This is a genomic window from Serratia sp. PL7 (assembly GCF_945957435.1).
In genome coordinates this window covers 266,120-286,338 of record NZ_CAMFLB010000003.1, presented here as the reverse complement: position 1 = coordinate 286,338, position 20,219 = coordinate 266,120, and the positions used below count along the sequence as shown (strand labels likewise).

The following is a 20,219-nucleotide window of genomic DNA, read 5'->3' as shown; positions in this document are numbered from 1 at the left end:
GAGGTCAAACCAACTGTTTACGCTGGTTCGACGGCGGGATGGACAAAGACTCTCGGTACTTGGCGACGGTGCGCCGGGCCACGATGATCCCCTGATCGGCGAGCAGGGTGGCCAGCTTGCTGTCGCTGAGTGGTTTGGCGGGGTTTTCCGCCGCAATCAATTTCTTCACCAACGCGCGGATCGCCGTCGAGGAGGCTTCGCCGCCGCTGTCGGTATTCACGTGGCTGGAGAAGAAATATTTCAATTCGAAAATGCCGCGCGGGCTGTGCAGAAACTTCTGCGTGGTAACGCGCGAGATCGTCGATTCATGCATCTCCACGGCCTGGGCGATATCCGCCAGCACCATGGGTTTCATAAACTCTTCGCCTTGCTCGAAGAACGCCTGCTGCTGGCTGACGATGCAGCGGGTGACCTTCAGCAGCGTTTCGTTGCGGCTCTCCAGGCTTTTAATCAACCACTTGGCTTCCTGCAGGTTGCTGCGGATAAACTGGCCGTCGGCTTCGCTGCGGGCGCTGTTGCCCAGCGCGGCGTACTGCTGATTGATCTTCAAACGCGGCACGCTGTCGCCGTTGAGCTCGACCGTCCATTTGTTCTGCGTCTTGCGTACCAGCACGTCCGGAATCACATATTCCGATTCGCCGGTATTGATCGACTGCCCCGGGCGCGGATCGAGCGACTGAATCAGCAGCATCGCTTCTTTCAGTGTATCTTCTTTTAGCCGGGTTGATCGCATCAGGCTGCGAAAGTCGTGGTTGGCCAACAGATCCAGATGCTCGCTGATGATCAGCCGCGCTTCGGCCAGATAAGGCGTATCTTTGGCGTATTGGGAGAGCTGCACCAGCAGGCAATCGCGCAGATCGCGCGCGGCGACGCCGATCGGATCAAAACGCTGCACGCGCTTCAGCACCGCCTCGACTTCCTCGAGGGTCACGTTCTCGTCGCCCAGGCTTTCCAGAATGTCTTCCAGCGGGACGGTGAGATAGCCGGTGTCATCCACCGCGTCGACGATGGAAGTGGCGATGGCGGCATCGGTATCGGAAAACGGCGTCAGATCCACCTGCCACATCAGATAATCCTGCAGCGTTTGGGTGGTTTCGCCCTGATAGACCGGCAGCTCGTCGTCGCTGTAGTCGGTGCCGGTGCCGGACGGTGTGCCGGCGGTGTAGATCTCATCCCAGGTGGCGTCCAGCGGCAGCTCTTCCGGCATGTCTTTCTGTTCCAGCGCCTCGCGGGTATCGAGCCCCTCGGTCTCCTGGGTTTCTTTGGCGTCGATTTCGTCGTGCAGATCGGTCTGTTCAAGCAGCGGATTGCTCTCCAGCGCCAGCTGGATCTCTTGCTGAAGCTCAAGCGTGGACAACTGCAGCAGGCGGATCGCCTGCTGGAGCTGAGGTGTCATGGCCAGCTGTTGGCTGAGCCTGAGTTGCAAACCTTGCTTCATAGTTTTCTGTCTACTTCCGTTAACGGTGTCGCCCCACAGGGCGCGCCGGCGCTTAGAGGCGGAACTCTTCGCCCAGATAAACGCGTTTAACCTGCTCGTCGGCCAGAATAGCATCCGGCGTGCCGTGGGCAATCAGTTTGCCCTGGCTGACGATGTAGGCGCGTTCACACACGTCCAGCGTCTCGCGCACGTTGTGGTCGGTGATCAGCACGCCCAGGCCGCTGTCACGCAGGTGCTCGATGATTTTCTTGATATCGATAACGGAAATCGGATCCACCCCGGCAAAGGGTTCGTCCAGCAGAATGAATTTCGGGTTGGCCGCCAGCGCGCGGGCGATTTCGACGCGGCGGCGTTCGCCGCCGGACAGCGCCTGGCCGAGGCTGTCGCGCAGATGGGAGATATGGAACTCTTCCATCAGCTCTTTGGCGCGGTCTTCGCGCTGTTCGCTGGTGAGATCGGGACGGATCTCCAGCACCGCCATCAGGTTGTCGTACACGCTCAGGCGGCGGAAGATCGACGCTTCCTGCGGCAGATAGCCGATGCCGCGGCGCGCGCGGGCGTGCAGCGGCAGCAGGCTGATGTCTTCTTCGTCGATCACGATGCGCCCGGCGTCGCGCGGCACGATGCCGACCACCATGTAGAAGGTGGTGGTTTTACCGGCGCCGTTCGGCCCGAGCAGGCCGACGATCTCGCCGGATTTCACTTTCAGGCTGACGTCTTCGACAACTTTACGGCCCTTGTAGGCTTTCGCCAGGTTTTCTGCGATGAGTGTTGCCATAAGTGATTAGTTACTCTTTTTTTGCCCGTTTTTGTCTTGCAACTGCGACGGTACCAGAACCGTTGTCACGCGTTTGCCTTTGTCGCTAAACGCCTGCATTTGCTGCTGTTGCACCAGATAGGTGATGCGATCGCCTTTCACGTTGCTGTCGAGCTGCTCCAGATAGGCGTTGCCCGTCAGGGTCACCAGCTGGGTCGCCACGTCGTAGCGCACTTTTTGCGCGTGGCCTTTGACCGGCTTGCCGCTGTCCTGCATCTGGTAGAAGGTTACCGGGTTGCCGAACGCTTCAATATAGGTCTTATTCTGATCTCCGCCCGGGCGGGTGACGACCACCTTGTCGGCGCGAATATCGATGGTGCCCTGTTTGATCACCACGTTGTCAGTGAAGGTGCTGACGTTGCTTTGCATGTCCAACGACTGCTTGAGCGAGTCGATGCTGACCGGCTGGCTGGAGTCGGATTTCAGCGCCAGAGCGGGGGCGCTGGCGGCCAAAACTAAGCTGCCGAGCAACAGGTTACGGAGTTGGTTTTTGGTTCTGAATTTCATAGTTGGTCTTAACCTTATCAATCAGCTCAGCGGTTTTGGTCCGCAGGTTCCCACGCATTTTCATGCCGTTAGAGGTAAAATTGGTCCCGTAAAGCGTGACTTCGTCATCGGAGGTGACGTCCTGGGTGACCAGGTTTACCTGAGCGTTGTCCGTCTTAATTTTTTCCAGCTGCGAGGTGGTGGTCAGGCTGTTCACCTCGACGTGACCATACAGATACAGCATCCGGTCTTTAGTCAGTTTGGCGCGATCGGCGCGAACTGACCAGGTGGCCACCGCATTCTCATCGAACAGCGTCATCACCGGCTGGGTGAACCAGCTCAGCTCGCCGGCGGTGTAATACTTCGCGTCTTCCGCCACCAGTTTATAATTCAGCTTGCCGGCTGGGTTGTACACCACGGTGACCGTGTGCTGGCTCTGGTAAGTCGGATCCTGATCGTTGACCGGGCCTGGGGCCGTGTCGTCGCTGAAGTCCGTCATGTTCCAGCCGATCAGCGCCAGAACGATCACCGTCAACAGGATGGTGATCCACAGTTTGGTTTTACTCATATCGACAGCCCTTTGGCGTCCTCCAGCTTATTTTGAGCCAAAAGAATGATGTCGCACAGTTCGCGTACCGCACCGCGGCCGCCGGCAATGCGGGTGACGTAGTGGGCGCGCGGCGTCAGCAGCGGGTGGGCGTCCGCCACCGCGACCGCCAGGCCGACCTGCGCCATCACCGGCCAGTCGATCAGGTCATCGCCGATATAGGCGACCTGATCCGCCGTTAACGACAGTTTATCCAACAGTTCACGGAAGGCCAAAAGCTTATCGGATTGCCCCTGATACAGATGGGTGATACCGAGCGTTTGCGCACGGTCTTCCAGCAGCTTGGCGGAGCGTCCGGTAATGATCGCCACCTCGATGTCCGAGGTTTTCAAGCAGCGGATGCCGTAGCCGTCGCGTACGTTGAACGCCTTCAGTTCTTCACCGTTGTTGCCCATGAAGATCAGGCCGTCCGACAGCACGCCGTCAACGTCGCAAATCAACAGGCGGATGTTACCGGCACGCGCCATAACCTCTTGTTCTACCGGCCCGTAGCAGGTTTCTACCATACCCATTCCGTTCTATTCCTTAATTAAACGACGCCGGCGCGCAGCATGTCATGCATATGTACCACACCCAGCAGTTGGTCGCCATCGGCAACCAGCAGCGCGGTGATGTGGCGTTGTTGCATCAGGTTCAATGCATCGACCGCCAGGATGTTGGGGCGCACCCGCACGCCGCCCGGCGTCATGACATCGGCGATCTTCGCCTCGTGCAGGTTGATGCCCATGTCGAACACCCGGCGCAGGTCGCCGTCGGTGAAGATGCCGGCGATTTTCATCAGGTCGTCGCAGACAACCGTCAGGCCCAGATTTTTGCGGGTGATTTCCAGCAGCGCGTCGCGCAACGAGGCGTCGGCGCTGACGTGGGGCATTTCGTCGCCGCTGTGCATGATATCGCTAACCCGCAGCAGCAGTTTGCGGCCGAGTGCGCCGCCAGGATGCGACAGCGCGAAATCTTCCGGCGTGAAACCGCGCGCCTTCAGCAGCGCGACGGCCAGCGCATCGCCCATCACCAGCGTGGCGGTGGTGCTGGTGGTCGGCGCCAGCCCCAGCGGGCAGGCCTCCTGCGGCACCTTGATGCACAGGTGGATATCCGCTGCTTTGCCCATCGAACTTTCCGGATTGTTGGTCATGCAGATGAGGGTGATCTGTTGGCGTTTCAACACCGGGATCAGCGCCAGGATCTCACTGGACTCGCCAGAGTTGGAGATGGCGAGCACGATGTCCTGCGGGGTGACCATGCCCAAATCGCCATGGCTGGCTTCCGCCGGGTGAACGAAGAATGAGGGGGTGCCGGTGCTGGCGAAGGTCGCGGCGATCTTGCAGCCGATATGGCCGGATTTGCCCATGCCCATCACCACCACTTTGCCGCCGCAGGCGGCGATCGTTTCGCAGGCGCGAGTGAAGTCTGCGTTGATGTAGCTGTCGAGCTGAGCCAGCCCTTCACGCTCTATCTGAAGCACTTCTTTGCCGGCCTGTTGAAAATCGAAGCCCGGTTGCAACTCAATGTTCGACATACTCATTCCCGTCGGTTTAGCCGAAAGTACTGAAAGGGTTAAAGAACAGCACCGCAAGATACGCAATAAAGCCGCATAATAACAGCGCGCCCGCCAGGTGGCCGATGCGATGTTTGCGGCCGATGCACAGCACGCTCAGCAGCACGCTGGCCGCCAGCATCATCCAGTAATCGCGCTGGAAGGCGGCGGCATCCACGCTGCCCGGCGACAGCAGGGCGGGTACGCCCAGCACGATCACCGTGTTGAAAATATTGGAGCCGATGATATTCCCAATCGCCATATCATCCTCGCCCTTCAGCGCCCCGGCGATGGAGGTGGCCAGTTCGGGCAGGCTGGTGCCGATGGCGATAATGGTCAAACCGACCACCAGTTCGCTCAGGCCGAAATAGTGTGCAATCACCGTCGCATTATCGACCACCATTCTGGAAGAGAGCGGCAGAATGATAAACGCCAGCACCAGCCACAGCACCGCCACGGTATTGCTGCTGTCCTGCGGCAGTTCGGCGATCTGCTCCATGGTCAGGCTGTCACTGCCCTCGCGCTGCGCCAGCCGCGCGATTTTCAGCATCAACAAGATGAAGCCGGCGGCGGCGGTCAGCAGCAGCACGCCGTCCAGCCTGCTCAGGGTACCGTCCATCAACACGAAACCGCACAATACTGTGACCGCTAACATCAGCGGCAGTTCGCGCCGCAGTATCTCGGAGCGCGCGGCCAGCGGGTGAATCAGCGCCGCCACCCCCAGGATCAATAAGATGTTGGTGATGTTGGACCCTAATACGTTGCCAACGGCCATATCTATCTGCCCGTTCAACGCGGCGGTGGTGGACACGATCAGCTCCGGCAGCGACGTGCCGATGCCGACGATAGTCATGCCGATGATCAACGGCGGTACGCCGAGCGAGCGGGAAATCACGGCAGCACCATAAACTAAGCGGTCTGCACCATACACCAGTAGAAATAAACCAACGATTAATAATGCTATCGCGAGAAACATGCAGGGTCCTTTGTCGGGTATTATCCCGGTTCGTTGGTTAAAGCCGTCAATGCGGCGGTATTGCTTGCCCTCCGTTGCGCGCGTTTGAGCCGCAGCAACGGTTTTTCCCGGCTAATTGTTGAACAGTTTCGTTTTTTTTCGTTATGGCGCCAATTTTGACCGGGTGGCGCGGAAAAGTAAAACCAATGGCACCATTGGTTGCGAAATGGCAGTAAGTTTTTGTAAAGATGAGACGGATTGCGCCCATTGCTTTAACATCACGGGTAGATTCAGCAAAAGATGAGTCGTAAAGGGTCCATTAACATGCTCCAAAAGGCAGATAATTTGGTCGAAGTGCGCGACATGAGCTTCTCGCGCGGCGACCGACGGATATTTGAAGACATCAACCTGACGGTGCCTCGCGGTAAGGTCACGGCGATCATGGGGCCATCGGGCATCGGCAAAACCACGCTGCTGCGCCTGATAGGCGGCCAGCTGGCGCCGGACAGCGGGGAGATTTGGTTCGACGGCGACAACATTCCCGCGTTGTCCCGCCGTCAGTTATACGACGCGCGCAAAAAGATGAGCATGCTGTTCCAGTCGGGCGCGCTGTTTACCGATTTGACCGTATTCGAAAACGTGGCTTACCCGCTGCGCGAGCACAGCAACCTGCCGGAGCCTTTGTTGCGCAGCACGGTGCTGATGAAGCTGGAAGCCGTGGGGCTGCGCGGCGCGGCTCAGCTGATGCCCAATGAGCTTTCCGGCGGTATGGCGCGCCGGGCGGCGTTGGCGCGTGCGATCGCGCTGGACCCGGAAATGATCATGTTCGACGAACCTTTCGTTGGCCAGGATCCGATCACCATGGGGGTGCTGGTCAAGCTGATCGACGAGCTGAACCATGCGCTGGGCATTACCTGCATCGTGGTGTCGCACGACGTACCGGAGGTGCTGAGCATCGCTGACTACGCTTACATCGTGGCCGATCACCGGGTGATCGCTGAAGGCACCACGCAGCAATTGCAGAACAATCCTGATGCGCGCGTGCGCCAGTTCCTGGATGGTATAGCGGATGGGCCGGTGCCGTTCCGCTATCCGGCCGGGGATTATCAGGCCGAACTGCTAGGCTTAGGGAGTAAATAAGCTCATGTTATTAAGAGCGTTAGCGTCGTTGGGGCGCAGTGGCATCAACACCAGCGCCAGCTTCGGCCGCGCCGGGTTGATGCTGTTCAACGCGTTGATTGGCCGGCCGGAACCCGGCAAGCAGTGGCCGCTGTTGTTGAAACAGCTCTACAGCGTCGGCGTGCAGTCGCTGCTGATCATCATGGTTTCCGGGCTGTTTATCGGCATGGTGCTGGGCCTGCAGGGCTATATCGTGCTCACCACCTACAGCGCCGAGGCCAGCCTCGGCATGATGGTGGCGCTGTCGCTGCTGCGCGAACTGGGGCCGGTGGTCACGGCGCTGCTGTTCGCCGGCCGCGCCGGTTCCGCGCTCACGGCGGAAATCGGCCTGATGAAGGCGACGGAGCAGATCTCCAGCCTGGAAATGATGGCGGTCGATCCGCTGCGGCGCATCGTGGCGCCGCGCTTCTGGGCGGGGCTGATCAGCATGCCGCTGTTGACCATCATTTTCGTGGCGATCGGCATTTGGGGCGGCTCGGTGGTCGGCGTGGACTGGAAAGGCATCGACAGCGGCTTCTTCTGGTCGGCGATGCAGGGCGCCGTAGAGTGGAAAAAAGATCTGCTCAACTGCCTGATCAAGAGTGTGGTATTCGCCATTACCGTAACCTGGATTGCCATTTTCAACGGGTACGACGCCGTGCCTACCTCTGAAGGGATTAGCCGGGCGACGACGCGTACCGTGGTGCATTCGTCACTGGCGGTGTTGGGATTGGATTTCGTGCTGACAGCACTGATGTTTGGGAATTGATTCGATGCAAACGAAGAAGAGTGAAATCTGGGTTGGGGCATTTATGCTGATCGCGCTGTGCGCCATCGTGTTTATCTGCCTGCAGGTGGCGAACCTTAAATCGATCGGCAGCGAGCCGACCTACCGCATTTACGCAACGTTCGACAACATCGGCGGCCTGAAACCGCGTTCGCCGGTGAAGATTGGCGGCGTGGTGATCGGCCGCGTGGCTGACATCGAACTCGATTCGAAAACCTACACGCCGCGCGTGGCGCTGGATATCCAGAAAAAGTACGACCAAATCCCAGATACCAGCTCGCTGGCGATCCGCACCTCCGGCCTGCTGGGCGAGCAATACCTGGCGCTTAACGTGGGCTTTGAAGATCCTGAGATGGGTACCACCATCCTGAAAGACGGGGGTACCATTCAGGACACCAAATCAGCCATGGTTCTGGAAGACCTGATCGGCCAGTTCCTGTATAAAAGCGGCGGTCAGGACAGCGCCAAATCGGGAGACGCGGCCGCTGAGCCGGCTGCCGGCGCCGCACCGCAACCCGCTGTTCCAAATCATTAAGAGAGGATACCTGCATGTTTAAACGTTTACTGATGGTGGCTCTGCTGGTGGTTGCACCGCTGGCGAGCGCAGCCGACCAAACCAATCCTTACAGCATGATGCAAGACGCGGCGCAGAAGACTTTCAGCCGTTTGAAGAACGAACAGCCGAAGATCAAGCAGGACCCGAACTACCTGCGTGCCATCGTGCATCAGGAACTGATGCCGTTCGTGCAGGTGAAATACGCCGGCGCGCTGGTGCTGGGGCGTTACTACAAAGAGGCAACGCCTGCGCAGCGCGAAGCTTACTTCACCGCCTTCCAGGCTTACCTGGAGCAGGCTTACGGCCAGGCGCTGGCGATGTATCACGGCCAGACTTACCAGATCGCGCCTGAACAACCGCTGGGCAATGCCGACATCGTGGCTATTCGCGTCACCATCATCGACAACGGCGGCCGTCCGCCGGTGCGTCTGGATTTCCAATGGCGCAAGAACAGCAAAACCGGCTACTGGCAGGCGTATGACATGATCGCCGAAGGCGTCAGCATGATCACTACCAAGCAGAACGAGTGGGCGTCTACGCTGCGTACTCAGGGCATCGACGGCCTGACCAAACAGCTGCAGGCCGCCGCCGCGCAGCCTATCACGCTGGACAAGAAAAACTGATGTCGGCAGCGCTCAGCTTCGAATCAGAGCAGCAGACGCTGATCCTGCGCGGTGAACTGGATCGGGAAACGCTGCAGCCGCTGTGGCGGCAGCGCGACGCGCTGATGGCGGATAAAACCGCGATCGACGTGGCGCAACTGCAGCGCGTGGACTCCGCCGGGCTGGCGCTGTTGCTGCATCTGCAGGAAGAGCAGCGCCAACGCGGCGTCGCGCTGAAAATTTTCGGCGCCACCGAGCGCCTGAAAACGCTGATCGCGCTCTACAACCTGCAGGCGATAATGCCTGTCGATACCGTCGGTTAGCGGCGTTTTACGCCGCCATTGCGTGGTAAAACGATACAAAGCCCCTGTTATGCAGGGGCTTTTTCTTTAGTTTAAGAAAACATCGTATTCCACTAAGATACTAGGCTGTTTATGATCCTTTAGCGGCAGAACTGGATACTATGGAAACCAACGAGATTAAAGACGTGCTGATGCAGGCATTGGCACTGGATGAAGCACATGTGACGGGCGACGGCAGCCATTTTCAAGCGATCGTGGTCGGTGAACTGTTCGCCGGCATGAGCCGCGTCAAAAAACAGCAGACGGTTTACGCACCGCTGATGGAATACATTGCTGACAACCGCATTCATGCCTTGTCTATCAAGGCGTACACCCCTGAAGAGTGGCAGCGAGACCGCAAACTCAACGGATTTTAAGGCTGTTTGCCCTGCTGGGCGGGCAGCTTCAGATTAGATAACAGAGAGTAGTCAGATGGATAAATTTCGTGTGCAGGGTCGGACCCGCCTGAGCGGTGAAGTGTCTATTTCCGGGGCCAAAAACGCCGCCCTGCCGATCCTGTTCGCCGCCCTGTTGGCGGAAGAGCCGGTCGAGCTGCAGAATGTCCCGAAGCTGAAGGACATCGACACCACCATTAAACTACTCAACCAGTTGGGTACCAAGATTGAGCGTAACGGTTCGGTCTTCGTGGACGCCAGCGGCGTGAACGAGTTCTGCGCCCCTTACGATCTGGTGAAAACCATGCGCGCTTCCATCTGGGCGCTGGGGCCGCTGGTGGCGCGCTTCGGCCGCGGTCAGGTTTCCCTGCCGGGGGGCTGCGCGATCGGCGCGCGTCCGGTCGATCTGCACATCACCGGCCTGGAGCAACTGGGTGCCGAGATCAAGCTGGAAGAAGGATACGTTAAGGCGTCCGTCGAGGGCCGTCTGAAGGGCGCGCACATCGTCATGGATAAGGTGAGCGTGGGCGCGACCGTAACCATCATGAGCGCCGCGACTCTGGCGACCGGCACCACCGTTATCGAGAACGCCGCACGTGAGCCGGAAATTGTCGATACCGCCAACTTCCTCAATACGCTGGGCGCGAAGATCAGCGGCGCCGGTAGCGACAAGATCACCATCGAAGGCGTCGAGCGTCTGGGCGGCGGCGTGTATCGCGTGCTGCCTGACCGCATCGAGACCGGGACCTTCCTGATCGCCGCCGCGGTTTCCGGTGGCAAAGTGATGTGCCGCAACACCCGCCCGGATACGCTGGATGCGGTGCTGGCCAAGCTGCGCGAAGCCGGTGCCGATATCGAAGTGGGTGAAGACTGGATCAGCCTGGACATGCACGGTAAACGCCCGAAAGCGGTCACCGTGCGCACCGCGCCGCACCCGGGCTTCCCGACCGACATGCAGGCCCAGTTCAGCCTGTTGAACCTGGTGGCGGAAGGCACCGGCGTTATCACCGAGACCATCTTCGAAAACCGCTTCATGCACGTGCCGGAATTGATCCGCATGGGCGCACACGCGGAAATCGAGAGCAATACCGTGATCTGCCATGGCGTTGAGCAGCTGTCCGGCGCTCAGGTGATGGCGACCGATCTGCGCGCTTCCGCTAGCCTGGTGATCGCCGGCTGTATCGCCGACGGCGTGACCGTCGTCGATCGCATCTATCACATCGATCGCGGCTATGAGCGTATTGAAGACAAGCTGCGCGCGCTGGGTGCGAACATCGAGCGTGTGAAAGGCGAGTAAGGCATTAGCGCCGGCGCGGCTGCGTCGGCAGGATGAAAATCAAAGGGCCGGCTATCAATGCCGGCCCTTTTTTAATTGCTGTCTTCCGGGAATTCACCCACCGTCATTTTCAGCGTAATGCGTTTGCCGTCGCGCAACACGATGACCGGTATCTCGGTGCCCGGTCTGATCTCCGCTACCTGATCCATGGTTTCCAGCACGGACACCGCCGGTTTGTTATCCACGTTGATGATGATGTCGTTGATCTGGAAACCGGCGCTGCTCGCCGGGCCGTTCGGCGTAATTTCGGTCACGATGATGCCCTGCAGGCGATCGATGCCGGAATTGGAGGAGCGCAGCGGAATGATCTCTTTGCCCTGAATGCCGAAATAGCCACGGATCACGCGGCCGTCGCGGATCAGCTTGTCCATGATTTTGGTGGCCAGCTCGATCGGAATGGCAAAACCGAGACCCTCCGGCGTTTCGCCGTCGGTGATTTTGTCATAGGTCAGGGTATTGATGCCGATCAGCTCACCCAGCGAGTTGACCAGCGCGCCGCCGGAGTTGCCGCGGTTGATTGAGGCGTCGGTCTGCAGGAACGTCTGGCGGCCGGTGGTGCTCATACTGATGCGCCCGGTAGCGCTGAGAATGCCCTGAGTCACGGTTTGCCCCAGGTTATACGGGTTGCCGATTGCCAGCACCACGTCGCCGACGTGGGCAACGCGATTTTTATTGGTCGGGATCACCGGTAAATTGCCGGGATCGATCTTCAGCACCGCCAAATCGGTCAGGCCGTCGGAGCCGACCAACAGTGCTTCGTAGCGGCGGCCATCCTGCAACACCACGGTGATCTGCTGAGCGTCTTTGATCACGTGGCGGTTGGTGATGATATAGCCGCGTTCGTTCATGATCACGCCGGAACCGAGCGACAGCACATTGGCGGCGCCGTTCAGGTTGCGGTTGTAGATGTTCACCACGGCGGGGGCGGCGCGGCGCACCGCCTTGTTGTAGCTCACCGGCGTTTCGTCGCTGGTATTCTCGGTTTTCTCTGCAAACAGGCCGTTGGAAGAGCGCAGCATGGGCAGAGCGACCAACAGCAGGCCGGCAACGATGAGACCGATAACGACAGAACGCAAGAGCTTAGCAAACATGGAGTTTTCGTGGTGTGGTGAACGATGTTCGGAGGATAGCATGAGTTAACCGGGCGCAGTATGTCACCGAGCCCGGTTTTTGCACAAATTAACGCAGTAGCAGATAAATGGTTTCGTTACCGCGCACGATATTGAGCGCCATCACCGGTGGCTTGGCCTCCAGCACTTTGCGCAGCGTAGTGATGTTGTCCACGCGCTGACGGTTGACGCCGATGATCACGTCGCCTTTCTGCAGGCCGATCTGCGCCGCCGTTGACCCTTTATTCACGTTCTCCACCTTCACACCCTTGTCACCGCTCGGCAACGCGCCGTTACTGAGGGAGACGCCCTGCAGCGCCGGCGACAGCGTTTCGGCATTGGTCGAGGCGCTCTCGCTGTTGTCCAGCGTGACCGAGACTTCCTGCGGTTTGCCATCGCGCAGCAGGCCCACCTTGAGGGTTTTGCCCGGCGCGGTGGTGCCCACCTTGGCGCGCAGTTCGGCGAAGCTGCTCACCGGTTTACCGTCGACGGAGACCAGGATATCCCCAGCCTTGATGCCCGCCTTGGCGGCGGCGGATTTCGGCAGCACTTCGCTGACGAAGGCGCCGCGCTGCGCGTCGGTGTTAAAGGCTTTGGCCATATCCGGGGTCATTTCGCTGCCCTTGATGCCCAGCAGGCCGCGTTTCACTTCGCCGAATTCAATCAGCTGCTGGCTCAGGTTCTGCGCCATATTGCTCGGAATGGCGAAGCCGATGCCGACGTTGCCGCCGCTCGGCGCCAAAATGGCGGTATTGATGCCGATCAGCTCGCCATTCAGATTAACCAGCGCGCCGCCGGAGTTACCGCGGTTGATGGAGGCGTCGGTCTGAATGAAGTTTTCCAGCCCTTCCAGATTCAGGCCGGAACGCCCCAGCGCCGAGATAATGCCGGAGGTGGCGGTTTGGCCCAGGCCGAACGGGTTGCCGACCGCGACGGCAAAGTCGCCGACGCGCAGCTGATCGGAGTCGGCCATCTTGATGGCGGTCAGATTCTTGGTGTCACTGAGCTGCAGCAGGGCGATGTCGGATTGCTCATCGCGGCCAACCAGCTTGGCGTCCAGCTCGCGCCCGTCGTTCAACTGCACGCGAATTTTATCGGCGTTGTTGATGACGTGGTTGTTGGTCAGCACGTAGCCTTTGGCGGCGTCGATGATCACGCCGGAACCCAGCCCCTCAAACGGGCGGGAGCTCTGCTGTTGGCCGGGGAAGTTAGGGCCGAAGAAGCGTCTGAACTCTTCCGGCAGCTGTTGACGCTGCACCTGAGTGCCGGCGACATGCACGCTCACTACGGCCGGCAAGACTTTTTCCAGCATCGGCGCCAGGCTCGGCAGCGGCTGCCCCTGAACGGCGACGGGCAGGGCCGCGTTGGCCACCGGTACGGAGCTGAGCGTCAGGCCGAGGCTCATTGCCAATGCACTAAGAATTAACGACTTTTTCTTCATTGATTATAACTCTCTCAATACCTGCCGATGAAAATTTGATGATAAGGCAATCACCTTGTCATAGTGAAGGGTAAGACCGTGAATTTGCGTGCAAAGTTCAGTAAAGGTAATGCGAGGGAAGGTCAAGACGGTAAACGCGAGGAAGCCCGCGGGTGGCCCCGCGGGCGAAGGGGATCAGTCGCGGCGCGCGCTTTGCCCGCGCAGCAGGCCGGAGGCACCTTCCGAATAGTCGCGCGGCATTTCCACCGGCGCTTGATCGTTGTCTGCTTCCGCTTCGGTCAGGCGATAGCGGAACGGATTTTCCTGCATCGGCAGATCCGGCAGCAGGTTGTTCGAGCTTTTCGCCATGTGCTGGTACAGCTGACGATAATCGCGCGCCATGTTGTCCAGCAGCTCGGCGCTGCGGGCAAAGTGGCCGACCAGCTCCTGACGGTACTCTTCCAGCTCGGTTTTGCTCTTGTCCAGCTCGTTCTGCAGGACTTGTTGTTGACGTAATTTACGGTTGCCAAAACGCATCGCCACCGCACCAATCACGATACCGACGACCAAACCAATCAGCGCATACTCCCAGGTCATGATGACTCCTATTTTGACTTCGTTGTTCCGCAGGGATTTTTCACTTAATAATATCCACTATAACCGTTAACCTTGTCCGAGTGGAATCCTGATGCGCTTCCACCTAATTTTTACAGGGTTTTCAGCGGCGCCCGCAGCGGGTATTTGTGGCGATAACGGTGCTAATCGGCATCAACTTGCCGCCAACGTTGGCTAAATAATTTCTAAGCGTTCTTAGGGAACATCGAACAGATGCAGGCACTATCACCGTTATCTCGCTACCAGCAGGCGCTGGATGCGGGTGAATATCAGGCCGATGAGGTTCAACGCCGGGCCGTGACTCAACTGGATCGCATTTATCAGGCTCTACTGCAAAAGCCGGCGGCGAGCGCGCCTGCCGGCGGGCTGCGCGGCAAGCTCAGCCGCTTGCTGGGCAAGGGCGGCGACACGGCGCCACAGCGCCCGGTGCAGGGGCTGTATATGTGGGGCGGCGTCGGGCGCGGCAAAACCTGGTTGATGGATATGTTCTTCCACAGTTTGCCGGGCGATCGCAAAATGCGTCTGCACTTTCACCGCTTCATGCTGCGGGTGCATGAAGAGCTGACCGAGTTGCAGGGGCGGGAAAACCCGCTGGAAATCGTCGCCGACGGCTTTAAGGCCGAGACCGACGTGCTGTGCTTCGACGAATTCTTCGTGTCCGACATCACCGACGCCATGCTGCTGGCCACGCTGCTGCAGGCGCTGTTCGCGCGCGGCATCACGCTGGTGGCCACGTCGAACATCCCGCCGGACGATCTGTACCGCAACGGTCTGCAGCGGGCGCGTTTCCTGCCGGCCATCGATCTGATCAACGAGTACTGCGACGTGATGAACGTCGACGCCGGCATCGACTATCGTCTGCGTACCCTGACCCAGGCGCACCTCTACCTGACGCCGCTGAGCGACCAGACGCGCGAGACGCTGGATCGGATGTTCGTCAAGCTGGCGGGCAAGTCAGGGGAGGACGCGCCGGTGCTGCAGATCAACCATCGGCCGCTGCAGGCGATCCGTTCGGTGGACGGCGTGCTGGCGGTGGATTTCCACACGTTGTGCGAAGAGGCGCGCAGCCAACTGGACTACATCGCACTGTCGCGGCTGTATCACAGCGTGATCCTGTATAATGTGCGGGTGATGGGGCCGCTGAAAGAGAATACCGCGCGCCGTTTCCTGGCGTTGGTGGACGAATTCTACGAACGGCACATCAAGCTGGTGATCGGCGCCGAAGCGTCGATGTTCGAGATCTATCAGGGGGTGCAGCTGAAATTTGAATTCCAGCGCTGCCTGTCGCGCCTGCAGGAAATGCAGAGCGAAGAGTACCTCAAGCTGCCGCATCTGCCCTGAATCTGCCGGGCTTGCCGCCGCCATATCGCCGGTTGTCCGCCGCCGGCGATAAATTTATTTTCCATTCAAAAACCGTTCGATCTTTGTGAGCGACTTCTCTATAATCTTGCGACCCCACGTTACAACAAAGTTTTTTTTCCCAAAAACTTTATAGTGCCGGCAATGGCTATTCGAAGGGGTAGGTTTGCTGGACTTGTATGGTCGTGTGAGCCTCAACTGTTTTCGAGCGTTTGGGTGTTCACCAACGTGTAACTAATTATTGGGTAAGCTTTCTAATGAAAACTTTTACAGCTAAACCAGAAACCGTAAAACGCGACTGGTACGTTGTTGATGCAGATGGTAAAACTTTAGGCCGTCTCGCTACTGAACTGGCTCGTCGCCTGCGCGGCAAGCATAAAGCGGAATACACCCCGCACGTGGATACCGGTGATTACATCATCGTTCTGAACGCTGACAAAGTTGCTGTAACCGGCAACAAGCGTACAGACAAAGTGTACTACCACCACACCGGCCACATCGGTGGTATCAAGCAAGCGACCTTTGAAGAGATGATTGCCCGCCGTCCTGAGCGCGTGATTGAAATCGCGGTTAAAGGCATGCTGCCAAAGGGCCCGCTGGGTCGTGCTATGTTCCGTAAACTGAAAGTTTACGCGGGCACCGAGCACAATCACGCGGCACAGCAACCGCAAGTTCTGGACATTTAATCGGGATTAATGGCAATGGCTGAAAATCAATACTACGGCACTGGTCGCCGCAAAAGCTCCGCCGCTCGCGTCTTCATCAAGCCGGGCAACGGTAACATCGTTATCAACCAGCGCAGCCTGGAACAGTACTTCGGTCGCGAAACTGCCCGCATGGTAGTTCGTCAGCCGCTGGAACTGGTCGACATGGTTGGCAAACTGGATCTGTACATCACCGTTAAAGGTGGTGGTATCTCCGGTCAAGCTGGCGCTATCCGTCACGGTATCACCCGTGCGCTGATGGAGTACGATGAGACTCTGCGTTCTGAACTGCGTAAAGCTGGCTTCGTCACCCGTGACGCTCGTCAGGTTGAACGTAAGAAAGTCGGTCTGCGTAAAGCACGTCGTCGTCCGCAGTTCTCCAAGCGTTAATTTTCGCTGCTTCGGCAGTGCGATTTACGCAAAAAACCCGGTGCTTCACCGGGTTTTTTTATGCCTGAAATCCGCCGTCCCCGACTAAAATCTGTGGCATATCAGACAATTCAACATGAATTCGCCGCAGCGCCCCCACAAAACAAGCAAAATCTGGTAAACTATCACCCACTTTTGCGCCTGTTCGCCGTGCAGTTGACCTCCTGGGCCGGTTTTTTATGGGTTTGGGTCGCGCTGCGTGCTGCCGGCCTGCGGCAAGATTATTCAGGATAGCAGCCTGTCAGTTGGCTATTCGCAGTATTTTCTAGATAACTTGGAGGTTTTCATGGCTGTCGCTGCCAACAAACGTTCGGTAATGACGCTGTTCTCTGGCCCGACCGACATTTTTAGCCATCAAGTACGTATCGTACTGGCGGAGAAAGGTGTCAGCGTCGAGATCGAGCAGGTCGAAATGGATAACCTGCCGCAAGATCTGATTGACCTCAACCCTTACCAGACGGTGCCTACGCTGGTCGATCGCGAACTGACCCTGTATGAATCCCGCATCATCATGGAATATCTGGATGAGCGCTTCCCGCACCCGCCGCTGATGCCGGTTTACCCGGTTGCCCGTGGTGAGAGCCGTCTGATGATGCTGCGCATCGAGAAGAACTGGTACTCGCTGATGGACAAGATCGAGAAGAGCAGCGGTCAGGAAGCGGAATCCGCCCGTCGTCAGCTGCGTGAAGAGCTGTTGGCGATCGCGCCTATCTTCGGCCAGACGCCGTATTTCATGAGCGAAGAGTTCAGCCTGGTGGATTGCTACCTGGCACCGCTGTTGTGGCGTCTGCCGCAGCTGGGCATCGAATTGAGCGGCGCCGGCTCTAAAGAGCTGAAAGGCTATATGACCCGCGTCTTCGAACGCGACGCTTTCCTGGCTTCCCTGACCGAAGCCGAGCGTGAAATGCGCCTGCAAACCCGGGGCTAAGCGCGATGGACATGTCTCAGATGACGCCGCGTCGCCCGTATCTGCTGCGGGCGTTCTACGACTGGTTGCTGGATAACCAGCTGACGCCGCACCTGGTGGTCGACGTGACTCGCCCGGATGTTCAGGTGCCGATGGAGTTCGCGCGTGATGGCCAGATCGTGCTGAATATCGCGCCGCGCGCGGTAGGCAACCTGGCGTTGGGCAACGAAGACGTGCAGTTTAACGCACGTTTCGGCGGCGTGCCGCGTCAGGTTTCGGTGCCGATGGCAGCCGTACTGGCGATTTATGCGCGTGAAAACGGCGCCGGCACGATGTTCGAACCGGAAGCCGCCTACGACGAGAGCGAAGGCGTGTTCGAAGGTCTGGACAATGAGACGATCCCTTCGGAAACCCTGATGTCAGTGATCGACGGCGATCGCCCGGATACCGCGGAAGATGACGGCCCGGACGACGAACCGCCGCAGCCGCCGCGCGGTGGCCGCCCGGCGCTGCGCGTGGTGAAATAAGCCCGCGTGAACAAACGAAAAAGCACCCCGTGGGGTGCTTTTTTTTGCCCGGACGAAGCGGATCAGCCTTTCAAGGCGGCAATGCAGGCATCGCGCGGCGCGCTGAGATCGCCTACGCGCACGGTGGACAGCGCGTGGGCTGCACGCTCACGGAAGCTGGTGATGGCGGTGTCGCCTTGCACTTCCGGTGGCGCGGTGCAGATGTCATTGAGCGGCAGATCGTTGCCTTTGTTGAGCGCCTGCAATACCGCTGCCGGGTTGTAGATCAGGGCCGCGGAGAGGGCAGATTTAATGCCGGCGGTAAATCCGGCATTGCCGCCGCCGGCCAGCTTGGGCGCCAGAGCAATCCAGTTGTCGTCCCCCAACCGGATGCTGTTTTCCACGGCGCTGAACTGCCCGGCCTTGCCCAACTGCGCCACGACCGGCCGCGCGCCGCGCGCTTCGATATTGTAACCGACCTCCTGCGAATCCAGCGCCAGGGCTGAGGCGCTGAAACTGACGGCCAGCAGCGCGCCGGCCAACAGGGAAATGGAGCATTTCATGTTCGCTATCCTTATCTCGGTGTCAGGCGCAGCCGCGCCCTGCAATGGTGCTAACTCAATACTATAGCGCGTTGAGGCGGTGGGGAGAGGGGAGGTTGTTACAAAGCGTGGCCGGTTAAAACAAAGGCCCGGCAACGCGCCGGGCCTTTGGCGGTACGGAAGGTTTACACTTCCAGGTAGTTCATGATGCCGTCTGCCGCTTTGCGGCCTTCGGCGATCGCCGTCACCACCAGGTCGGAGCCGCGGACCGCGTCGCCACCGGCGAAGATTTTCGGGTTGCTGGTCTGGAATGCGTTGTCGCTGCCTTCCGGCGCCACGATGCGGCCCTGTTTATCGAGCTGCACGTCGTGCGCCGCCAGCCAGTCCATACGGTGTGGGCGGAAGCCGAACGCCATCACCACCGCGTCGGCGTCGATAACGTGTTCGGAACCCGGTACCTGCTCCGCCGCCTGACGGCCGTTGGCATCCGGTGCGCCCAGCTGAGTGCGCACCATTTTCACCCCGGCCACGCGACCGGCGCTGTTCAGTTCGATGCTCAGCGGCTGCAGGTTGAACTGGAAGTCCACCCCTTCTTCCCGCGCGTTCTTCACTTCGCGCTTGGAGCCCGGCATGTTGGCCTCGTCGCGGCGGTAGGCGCAGACGACCTGCGTCGCGCCCTGACGCACCGAGGTACGCACACAGTCCATGGCGGTATCGCCGCCGCCCAGCACCACTACCCGCTTGCCTTCCATGCTGACGTAAGGCTCGTGCTGCTCGGTTTCATAGCCCATCAGTTGCTTGGTGTTGGCGATCAGGAACGGTAGCGCGTCGTACACGCCCTGCGCCTCTTCGTTCTCCAGGCCGCCGCGCATCGACTGATAGGTACCGACGCCGAGGAACACCGCATCGTACTCGCTCAGCAAGGTCTCCATGCTGATGTCTTTGCCCACTTCGGTGTTCAGCTGGAACTCGATGCCCATCTCGCTGAAGATGCCGCGGCGTTTGACCATCACTTCCTTTTCCAGCTTGAAGGCCGGGATACCGAAGGTCAGCAGGCCGCCGATCTCAGGATGACGGTCATACACCACCGCTTTGACGCCGTTGCGGGTCAGCACGTCGGCGCAGGCCAGCCCGGCAGGGCCGGCACCGACGATCGCCACGCGCTTGCCGGTCGGTTGCACGTGCGACATGTCCGGCTTCCAGCCCATTTCGATGGCCTTATCGCTGATGTAGCGCTCGATATTGCCGATGGTGACCGCACCGAACTCGTCGTTCAGGGTGCAGGAGCCTTCGCACAGGCGATCCTGCGGGCACACGCGGCCGCACACTTCCGGCAGGCTGTTGGTCTGATGCGCCAGGTCCGCCGCTTCCATGATGCGGCCTTCGTTGGCCAGCTTCAGCCAGTTCGGGATGTAGTTGTGCACCGGGCACTTCCACTCGCAATACGGGTTGCCGCAGGACAGACAGCGGTCCGCCTGGGCCTTGGCCTGGGTTTCCGAAAACGGTTCGTAGATCTCGACGAACTCGATTTTGCGGATCTTCAGCGGTTTCTTTGGCGGATCAACACGCTGCAGGTCGATAAATTGATAAACGTTCTGGCTCATTAATGACCTACC

At 59.2% G+C, this 20,219-nt stretch carries 25 protein-coding genes; 13 read left to right on the top strand and 12 right to left on the bottom strand.

Annotated elements, in window-relative coordinates; all coding sequences use genetic code 11:
- Nucleotides 1-4: 4 nt before the first annotated feature.
- Genes rpoN through N6G83_RS19475 form a run of 7 tightly spaced genes read right to left on the bottom strand, consistent with a single transcriptional unit; the run spans nucleotide 5 to nucleotide 5,858 of the window.
- Nucleotides 5-1,438 carry an RNA polymerase factor sigma-54 gene (gene rpoN / locus N6G83_RS19505; protein ID WP_043141961.1) on the bottom strand — a complete coding sequence of 478 codons (1,434 nt, stop codon included), beginning with the start codon at nucleotides 1,436-1,438 and terminating at the stop codon, nucleotides 5-7.
- Nucleotides 1,439-1,490: 52 nt separating this feature from the next.
- Entirely contained in the window at nucleotides 1,491-2,216 is a 726-nt protein-coding gene (gene lptB / locus N6G83_RS19500; RefSeq protein WP_004937040.1) for an LPS export ABC transporter ATP-binding protein, read from the bottom strand.
- A 6-nt stretch (nucleotides 2,217-2,222) separates the two neighbouring features.
- Nucleotides 2,223-2,762 (bottom strand): lipopolysaccharide ABC transporter substrate-binding protein LptA, encoded by a 540-nt coding sequence (gene lptA / locus N6G83_RS19495; protein WP_025304377.1) that lies wholly within the window; start codon nucleotides 2,760-2,762, stop codon nucleotides 2,223-2,225.
- Nucleotides 2,731-3,309: an LPS export ABC transporter periplasmic protein LptC gene (gene lptC, locus N6G83_RS19490; protein ID WP_004937047.1), complete on the bottom strand. Its 579-nt coding sequence runs from the start codon at nucleotides 3,307-3,309 to the stop codon at nucleotides 2,731-2,733. Before lptC ends, lptA begins: the two co-directional genes overlap by 32 nt.
- Entirely contained in the window at nucleotides 3,306-3,860 is a 555-nt protein-coding gene (gene kdsC / locus N6G83_RS19485; RefSeq protein ID WP_021505108.1) for a 3-deoxy-manno-octulosonate-8-phosphatase KdsC, read from the bottom strand. Before kdsC ends, lptC begins: the two co-directional genes overlap by 4 nt.
- A gap of 17 nt (nucleotides 3,861-3,877) precedes the next feature.
- Nucleotides 3,878-4,864: an arabinose-5-phosphate isomerase KdsD gene (kdsD, locus tag N6G83_RS19480; protein WP_025304376.1), complete on the bottom strand. Its 987-nt coding sequence runs from the start codon at nucleotides 4,862-4,864 to the stop codon at nucleotides 3,878-3,880.
- Nucleotides 4,865-4,880: 16 nt separating this feature from the next.
- Nucleotides 4,881-5,858 carry a calcium/sodium antiporter gene (locus tag N6G83_RS19475; protein ID WP_260515731.1) on the bottom strand — a complete coding sequence of 326 codons (978 nt, stop codon included), beginning with the start codon at nucleotides 5,856-5,858 and terminating at the stop codon, nucleotides 4,881-4,883.
- A gap of 303 nt (nucleotides 5,859-6,161) precedes the next feature.
- Between N6G83_RS19475 and mlaF the strand changes: the two genes are divergently transcribed.
- From mlaF to murA, 7 genes are all read left to right on the top strand, one after another.
- Nucleotides 6,162-6,977, top strand: a complete 816-nt coding sequence (gene mlaF / locus N6G83_RS19470; protein ID WP_043141965.1) for a phospholipid ABC transporter ATP-binding protein MlaF — start codon at nucleotides 6,162-6,164, stop codon at nucleotides 6,975-6,977.
- Nucleotides 6,978-6,981: 4 nt separating this feature from the next.
- Entirely contained in the window at nucleotides 6,982-7,764 is a 783-nt protein-coding gene (gene mlaE, locus N6G83_RS19465; RefSeq protein WP_004937059.1) for a lipid asymmetry maintenance ABC transporter permease subunit MlaE, read from the top strand.
- Between the two features lie 4 nt (nucleotides 7,765-7,768).
- Complete coding sequence (gene mlaD / locus N6G83_RS19460; RefSeq protein WP_025304373.1) at nucleotides 7,769-8,317, top strand: outer membrane lipid asymmetry maintenance protein MlaD; 549 nt, start codon at nucleotides 7,769-7,771, stop codon at nucleotides 8,315-8,317.
- A 14-nt stretch (nucleotides 8,318-8,331) separates the two neighbouring features.
- Nucleotides 8,332-8,961: a phospholipid-binding protein MlaC gene (mlaC, locus tag N6G83_RS19455; protein WP_025304372.1), complete on the top strand. Its 630-nt coding sequence runs from the start codon at nucleotides 8,332-8,334 to the stop codon at nucleotides 8,959-8,961.
- A complete protein-coding gene (mlaB, locus tag N6G83_RS19450) occupies nucleotides 8,961-9,263 on the top strand; it encodes a lipid asymmetry maintenance protein MlaB (protein ID WP_025304371.1) in 303 nt (100 codons plus the stop codon). The genes mlaC and mlaB overlap by 1 nt, the downstream gene beginning before the upstream one ends.
- 140 nt (nucleotides 9,264-9,403) lie before the next feature.
- Nucleotides 9,404-9,658: a BolA family iron metabolism protein IbaG gene (gene ibaG, locus N6G83_RS19445; RefSeq protein ID WP_025304370.1), complete on the top strand. Its 255-nt coding sequence runs from the start codon at nucleotides 9,404-9,406 to the stop codon at nucleotides 9,656-9,658.
- Nucleotides 9,659-9,713: 55 nt separating this feature from the next.
- On the top strand, nucleotides 9,714-10,973 hold the full coding sequence (gene murA / locus N6G83_RS19440) for a UDP-N-acetylglucosamine 1-carboxyvinyltransferase (protein ID WP_004937068.1): 1,260 nt from the start codon (nucleotides 9,714-9,716) through the stop codon (nucleotides 10,971-10,973).
- 71 nt (nucleotides 10,974-11,044) lie between these two features.
- Here murA and degS read toward each other — a convergent pair whose 3' ends face one another.
- From degS to zapG, 3 genes are all read right to left on the bottom strand, one after another.
- Complete coding sequence (gene degS, locus N6G83_RS19435; protein WP_025304369.1) at nucleotides 11,045-12,103, bottom strand: outer membrane-stress sensor serine endopeptidase DegS; 1,059 nt, start codon at nucleotides 12,101-12,103, stop codon at nucleotides 11,045-11,047.
- A gap of 88 nt (nucleotides 12,104-12,191) precedes the next feature.
- Complete coding sequence (degQ, locus tag N6G83_RS19430; RefSeq protein WP_141999024.1) at nucleotides 12,192-13,562, bottom strand: serine endoprotease DegQ; 1,371 nt, start codon at nucleotides 13,560-13,562, stop codon at nucleotides 12,192-12,194.
- A 174-nt stretch (nucleotides 13,563-13,736) separates the two neighbouring features.
- Nucleotides 13,737-14,138, bottom strand: coding sequence for a Z-ring associated protein ZapG (zapG, locus tag N6G83_RS19425; protein ID WP_004937074.1), 402 nt, complete (start codon nucleotides 14,136-14,138; stop codon nucleotides 13,737-13,739).
- 231 nt (nucleotides 14,139-14,369) lie between these two features.
- Here zapG and zapE point away from each other — a divergent pair, with 231 nt between their 5' ends.
- From zapE to sspB, 6 genes are all read left to right on the top strand, one after another.
- Complete coding sequence (gene zapE, locus N6G83_RS19420) at nucleotides 14,370-15,497, top strand: cell division protein ZapE (protein ID WP_025304367.1); 1,128 nt, start codon at nucleotides 14,370-14,372, stop codon at nucleotides 15,495-15,497.
- 275 nt (nucleotides 15,498-15,772) lie between these two features.
- Nucleotides 15,773-16,201: a 50S ribosomal protein L13 gene (gene rplM, locus N6G83_RS19415; protein WP_004937079.1), complete on the top strand. Its 429-nt coding sequence runs from the start codon at nucleotides 15,773-15,775 to the stop codon at nucleotides 16,199-16,201.
- A gap of 15 nt (nucleotides 16,202-16,216) precedes the next feature.
- The gene (rpsI, locus tag N6G83_RS19410; RefSeq protein ID WP_004937080.1) at nucleotides 16,217-16,609 is read left to right on the top strand and encodes a 30S ribosomal protein S9; all 393 of its coding nucleotides are present in this window, start codon (nucleotides 16,217-16,219) and stop codon (nucleotides 16,607-16,609) included.
- 60 nt (nucleotides 16,610-16,669) lie between these two features.
- A complete protein-coding gene (locus N6G83_RS19405; protein WP_260524020.1) occupies nucleotides 16,670-16,882 on the top strand; it encodes a hypothetical protein in 213 nt (70 codons plus the stop codon).
- A gap of 52 nt (nucleotides 16,883-16,934) precedes the next feature.
- On the top strand, nucleotides 16,935-17,576 hold the full coding sequence (sspA, locus tag N6G83_RS19400; protein ID WP_025304366.1) for a stringent starvation protein SspA: 642 nt from the start codon (nucleotides 16,935-16,937) through the stop codon (nucleotides 17,574-17,576).
- A 5-nt stretch (nucleotides 17,577-17,581) separates the two neighbouring features.
- The gene (gene sspB, locus N6G83_RS19395; protein WP_025304365.1) at nucleotides 17,582-18,082 is read left to right on the top strand and encodes a ClpXP protease specificity-enhancing factor; all 501 of its coding nucleotides are present in this window, start codon (nucleotides 17,582-17,584) and stop codon (nucleotides 18,080-18,082) included.
- Nucleotides 18,083-18,144: 62 nt separating this feature from the next.
- On the opposite strand, the gene N6G83_RS19390 is transcribed toward sspB, so the two are convergent.
- Nucleotides 18,145-18,624: a hypothetical protein gene (locus tag N6G83_RS19390; RefSeq protein WP_025304364.1), complete on the bottom strand. Its 480-nt coding sequence runs from the start codon at nucleotides 18,622-18,624 to the stop codon at nucleotides 18,145-18,147.
- A gap of 164 nt (nucleotides 18,625-18,788) precedes the next feature.
- On the bottom strand, nucleotides 18,789-20,207 hold the full coding sequence (locus N6G83_RS19385) for a glutamate synthase small subunit (RefSeq protein ID WP_043141970.1): 1,419 nt from the start codon (nucleotides 20,205-20,207) through the stop codon (nucleotides 18,789-18,791).
- Between the last annotated feature and the right edge of the window lie 12 nt (nucleotides 20,208-20,219).

Bases quoted from the DNA above. Each gene is read 5' to 3' on its own strand.
- N6G83_RS19405 (WP_260524020.1), top strand. From the start codon at position 16,670: ATGCCTGAAATCCGCCGTCCCCGACTAAAATCTGTGGCATATCAGACA.
- N6G83_RS19390 (WP_025304364.1), bottom strand. From the start codon at position 18,624: ATGAAATGCTCCATTTCCCTGTTGGCCGGCGCGCTGCTGGCCGTCAGT.
- degS (WP_025304369.1), bottom strand. From the start codon at position 12,103: ATGTTTGCTAAGCTCTTGCGTTCTGTCGTTATCGGTCTCATCGTTGCC.
- rpsI (WP_004937080.1), top strand. From the start codon at position 16,217: ATGGCTGAAAATCAATACTACGGCACTGGTCGCCGCAAAAGCTCCGCC.
- ibaG (WP_025304370.1), top strand. From the start codon at position 9,404: ATGGAAACCAACGAGATTAAAGACGTGCTGATGCAGGCATTGGCACTG.
- lptC (WP_004937047.1), bottom strand. From the start codon at position 3,309: ATGAGTAAAACCAAACTGTGGATCACCATCCTGTTGACGGTGATCGTT.
- N6G83_RS19475 (WP_260515731.1), bottom strand. From the start codon at position 5,858: ATGTTTCTCGCGATAGCATTATTAATCGTTGGTTTATTTCTACTGGTG.
- sspB (WP_025304365.1), top strand. From the start codon at position 17,582: ATGGACATGTCTCAGATGACGCCGCGTCGCCCGTATCTGCTGCGGGCG.
- N6G83_RS19385 (WP_043141970.1), bottom strand. From the start codon at position 20,207: ATGAGCCAGAACGTTTATCAATTTATCGACCTGCAGCGTGTTGATCCG.
- mlaB (WP_025304371.1), top strand. From the start codon at position 8,961: ATGTCGGCAGCGCTCAGCTTCGAATCAGAGCAGCAGACGCTGATCCTG.
- mlaD (WP_025304373.1), top strand. From the start codon at position 7,769: ATGCAAACGAAGAAGAGTGAAATCTGGGTTGGGGCATTTATGCTGATC.
- mlaC (WP_025304372.1), top strand. From the start codon at position 8,332: ATGTTTAAACGTTTACTGATGGTGGCTCTGCTGGTGGTTGCACCGCTG.
- murA (WP_004937068.1), top strand. From the start codon at position 9,714: ATGGATAAATTTCGTGTGCAGGGTCGGACCCGCCTGAGCGGTGAAGTG.
- rplM (WP_004937079.1), top strand. From the start codon at position 15,773: ATGAAAACTTTTACAGCTAAACCAGAAACCGTAAAACGCGACTGGTAC.
- kdsD (WP_025304376.1), bottom strand. From the start codon at position 4,864: ATGTCGAACATTGAGTTGCAACCGGGCTTCGATTTTCAACAGGCCGGC.
- degQ (WP_141999024.1), bottom strand. From the start codon at position 13,562: ATGAAGAAAAAGTCGTTAATTCTTAGTGCATTGGCAATGAGCCTCGGC.
- zapE (WP_025304367.1), top strand. From the start codon at position 14,370: ATGCAGGCACTATCACCGTTATCTCGCTACCAGCAGGCGCTGGATGCG.
- lptA (WP_025304377.1), bottom strand. From the start codon at position 2,762: ATGAAATTCAGAACCAAAAACCAACTCCGTAACCTGTTGCTCGGCAGC.
- mlaE (WP_004937059.1), top strand. From the start codon at position 6,982: ATGTTATTAAGAGCGTTAGCGTCGTTGGGGCGCAGTGGCATCAACACC.
- kdsC (WP_021505108.1), bottom strand. From the start codon at position 3,860: ATGGGTATGGTAGAAACCTGCTACGGGCCGGTAGAACAAGAGGTTATG.
- lptB (WP_004937040.1), bottom strand. From the start codon at position 2,216: ATGGCAACACTCATCGCAGAAAACCTGGCGAAAGCCTACAAGGGCCGT.
- mlaF (WP_043141965.1), top strand. From the start codon at position 6,162: ATGCTCCAAAAGGCAGATAATTTGGTCGAAGTGCGCGACATGAGCTTC.
- rpoN (WP_043141961.1), bottom strand. From the start codon at position 1,438: ATGAAGCAAGGTTTGCAACTCAGGCTCAGCCAACAGCTGGCCATGACA.
- sspA (WP_025304366.1), top strand. From the start codon at position 16,935: ATGGCTGTCGCTGCCAACAAACGTTCGGTAATGACGCTGTTCTCTGGC.
- zapG (WP_004937074.1), bottom strand. From the start codon at position 14,138: ATGACCTGGGAGTATGCGCTGATTGGTTTGGTCGTCGGTATCGTGATT.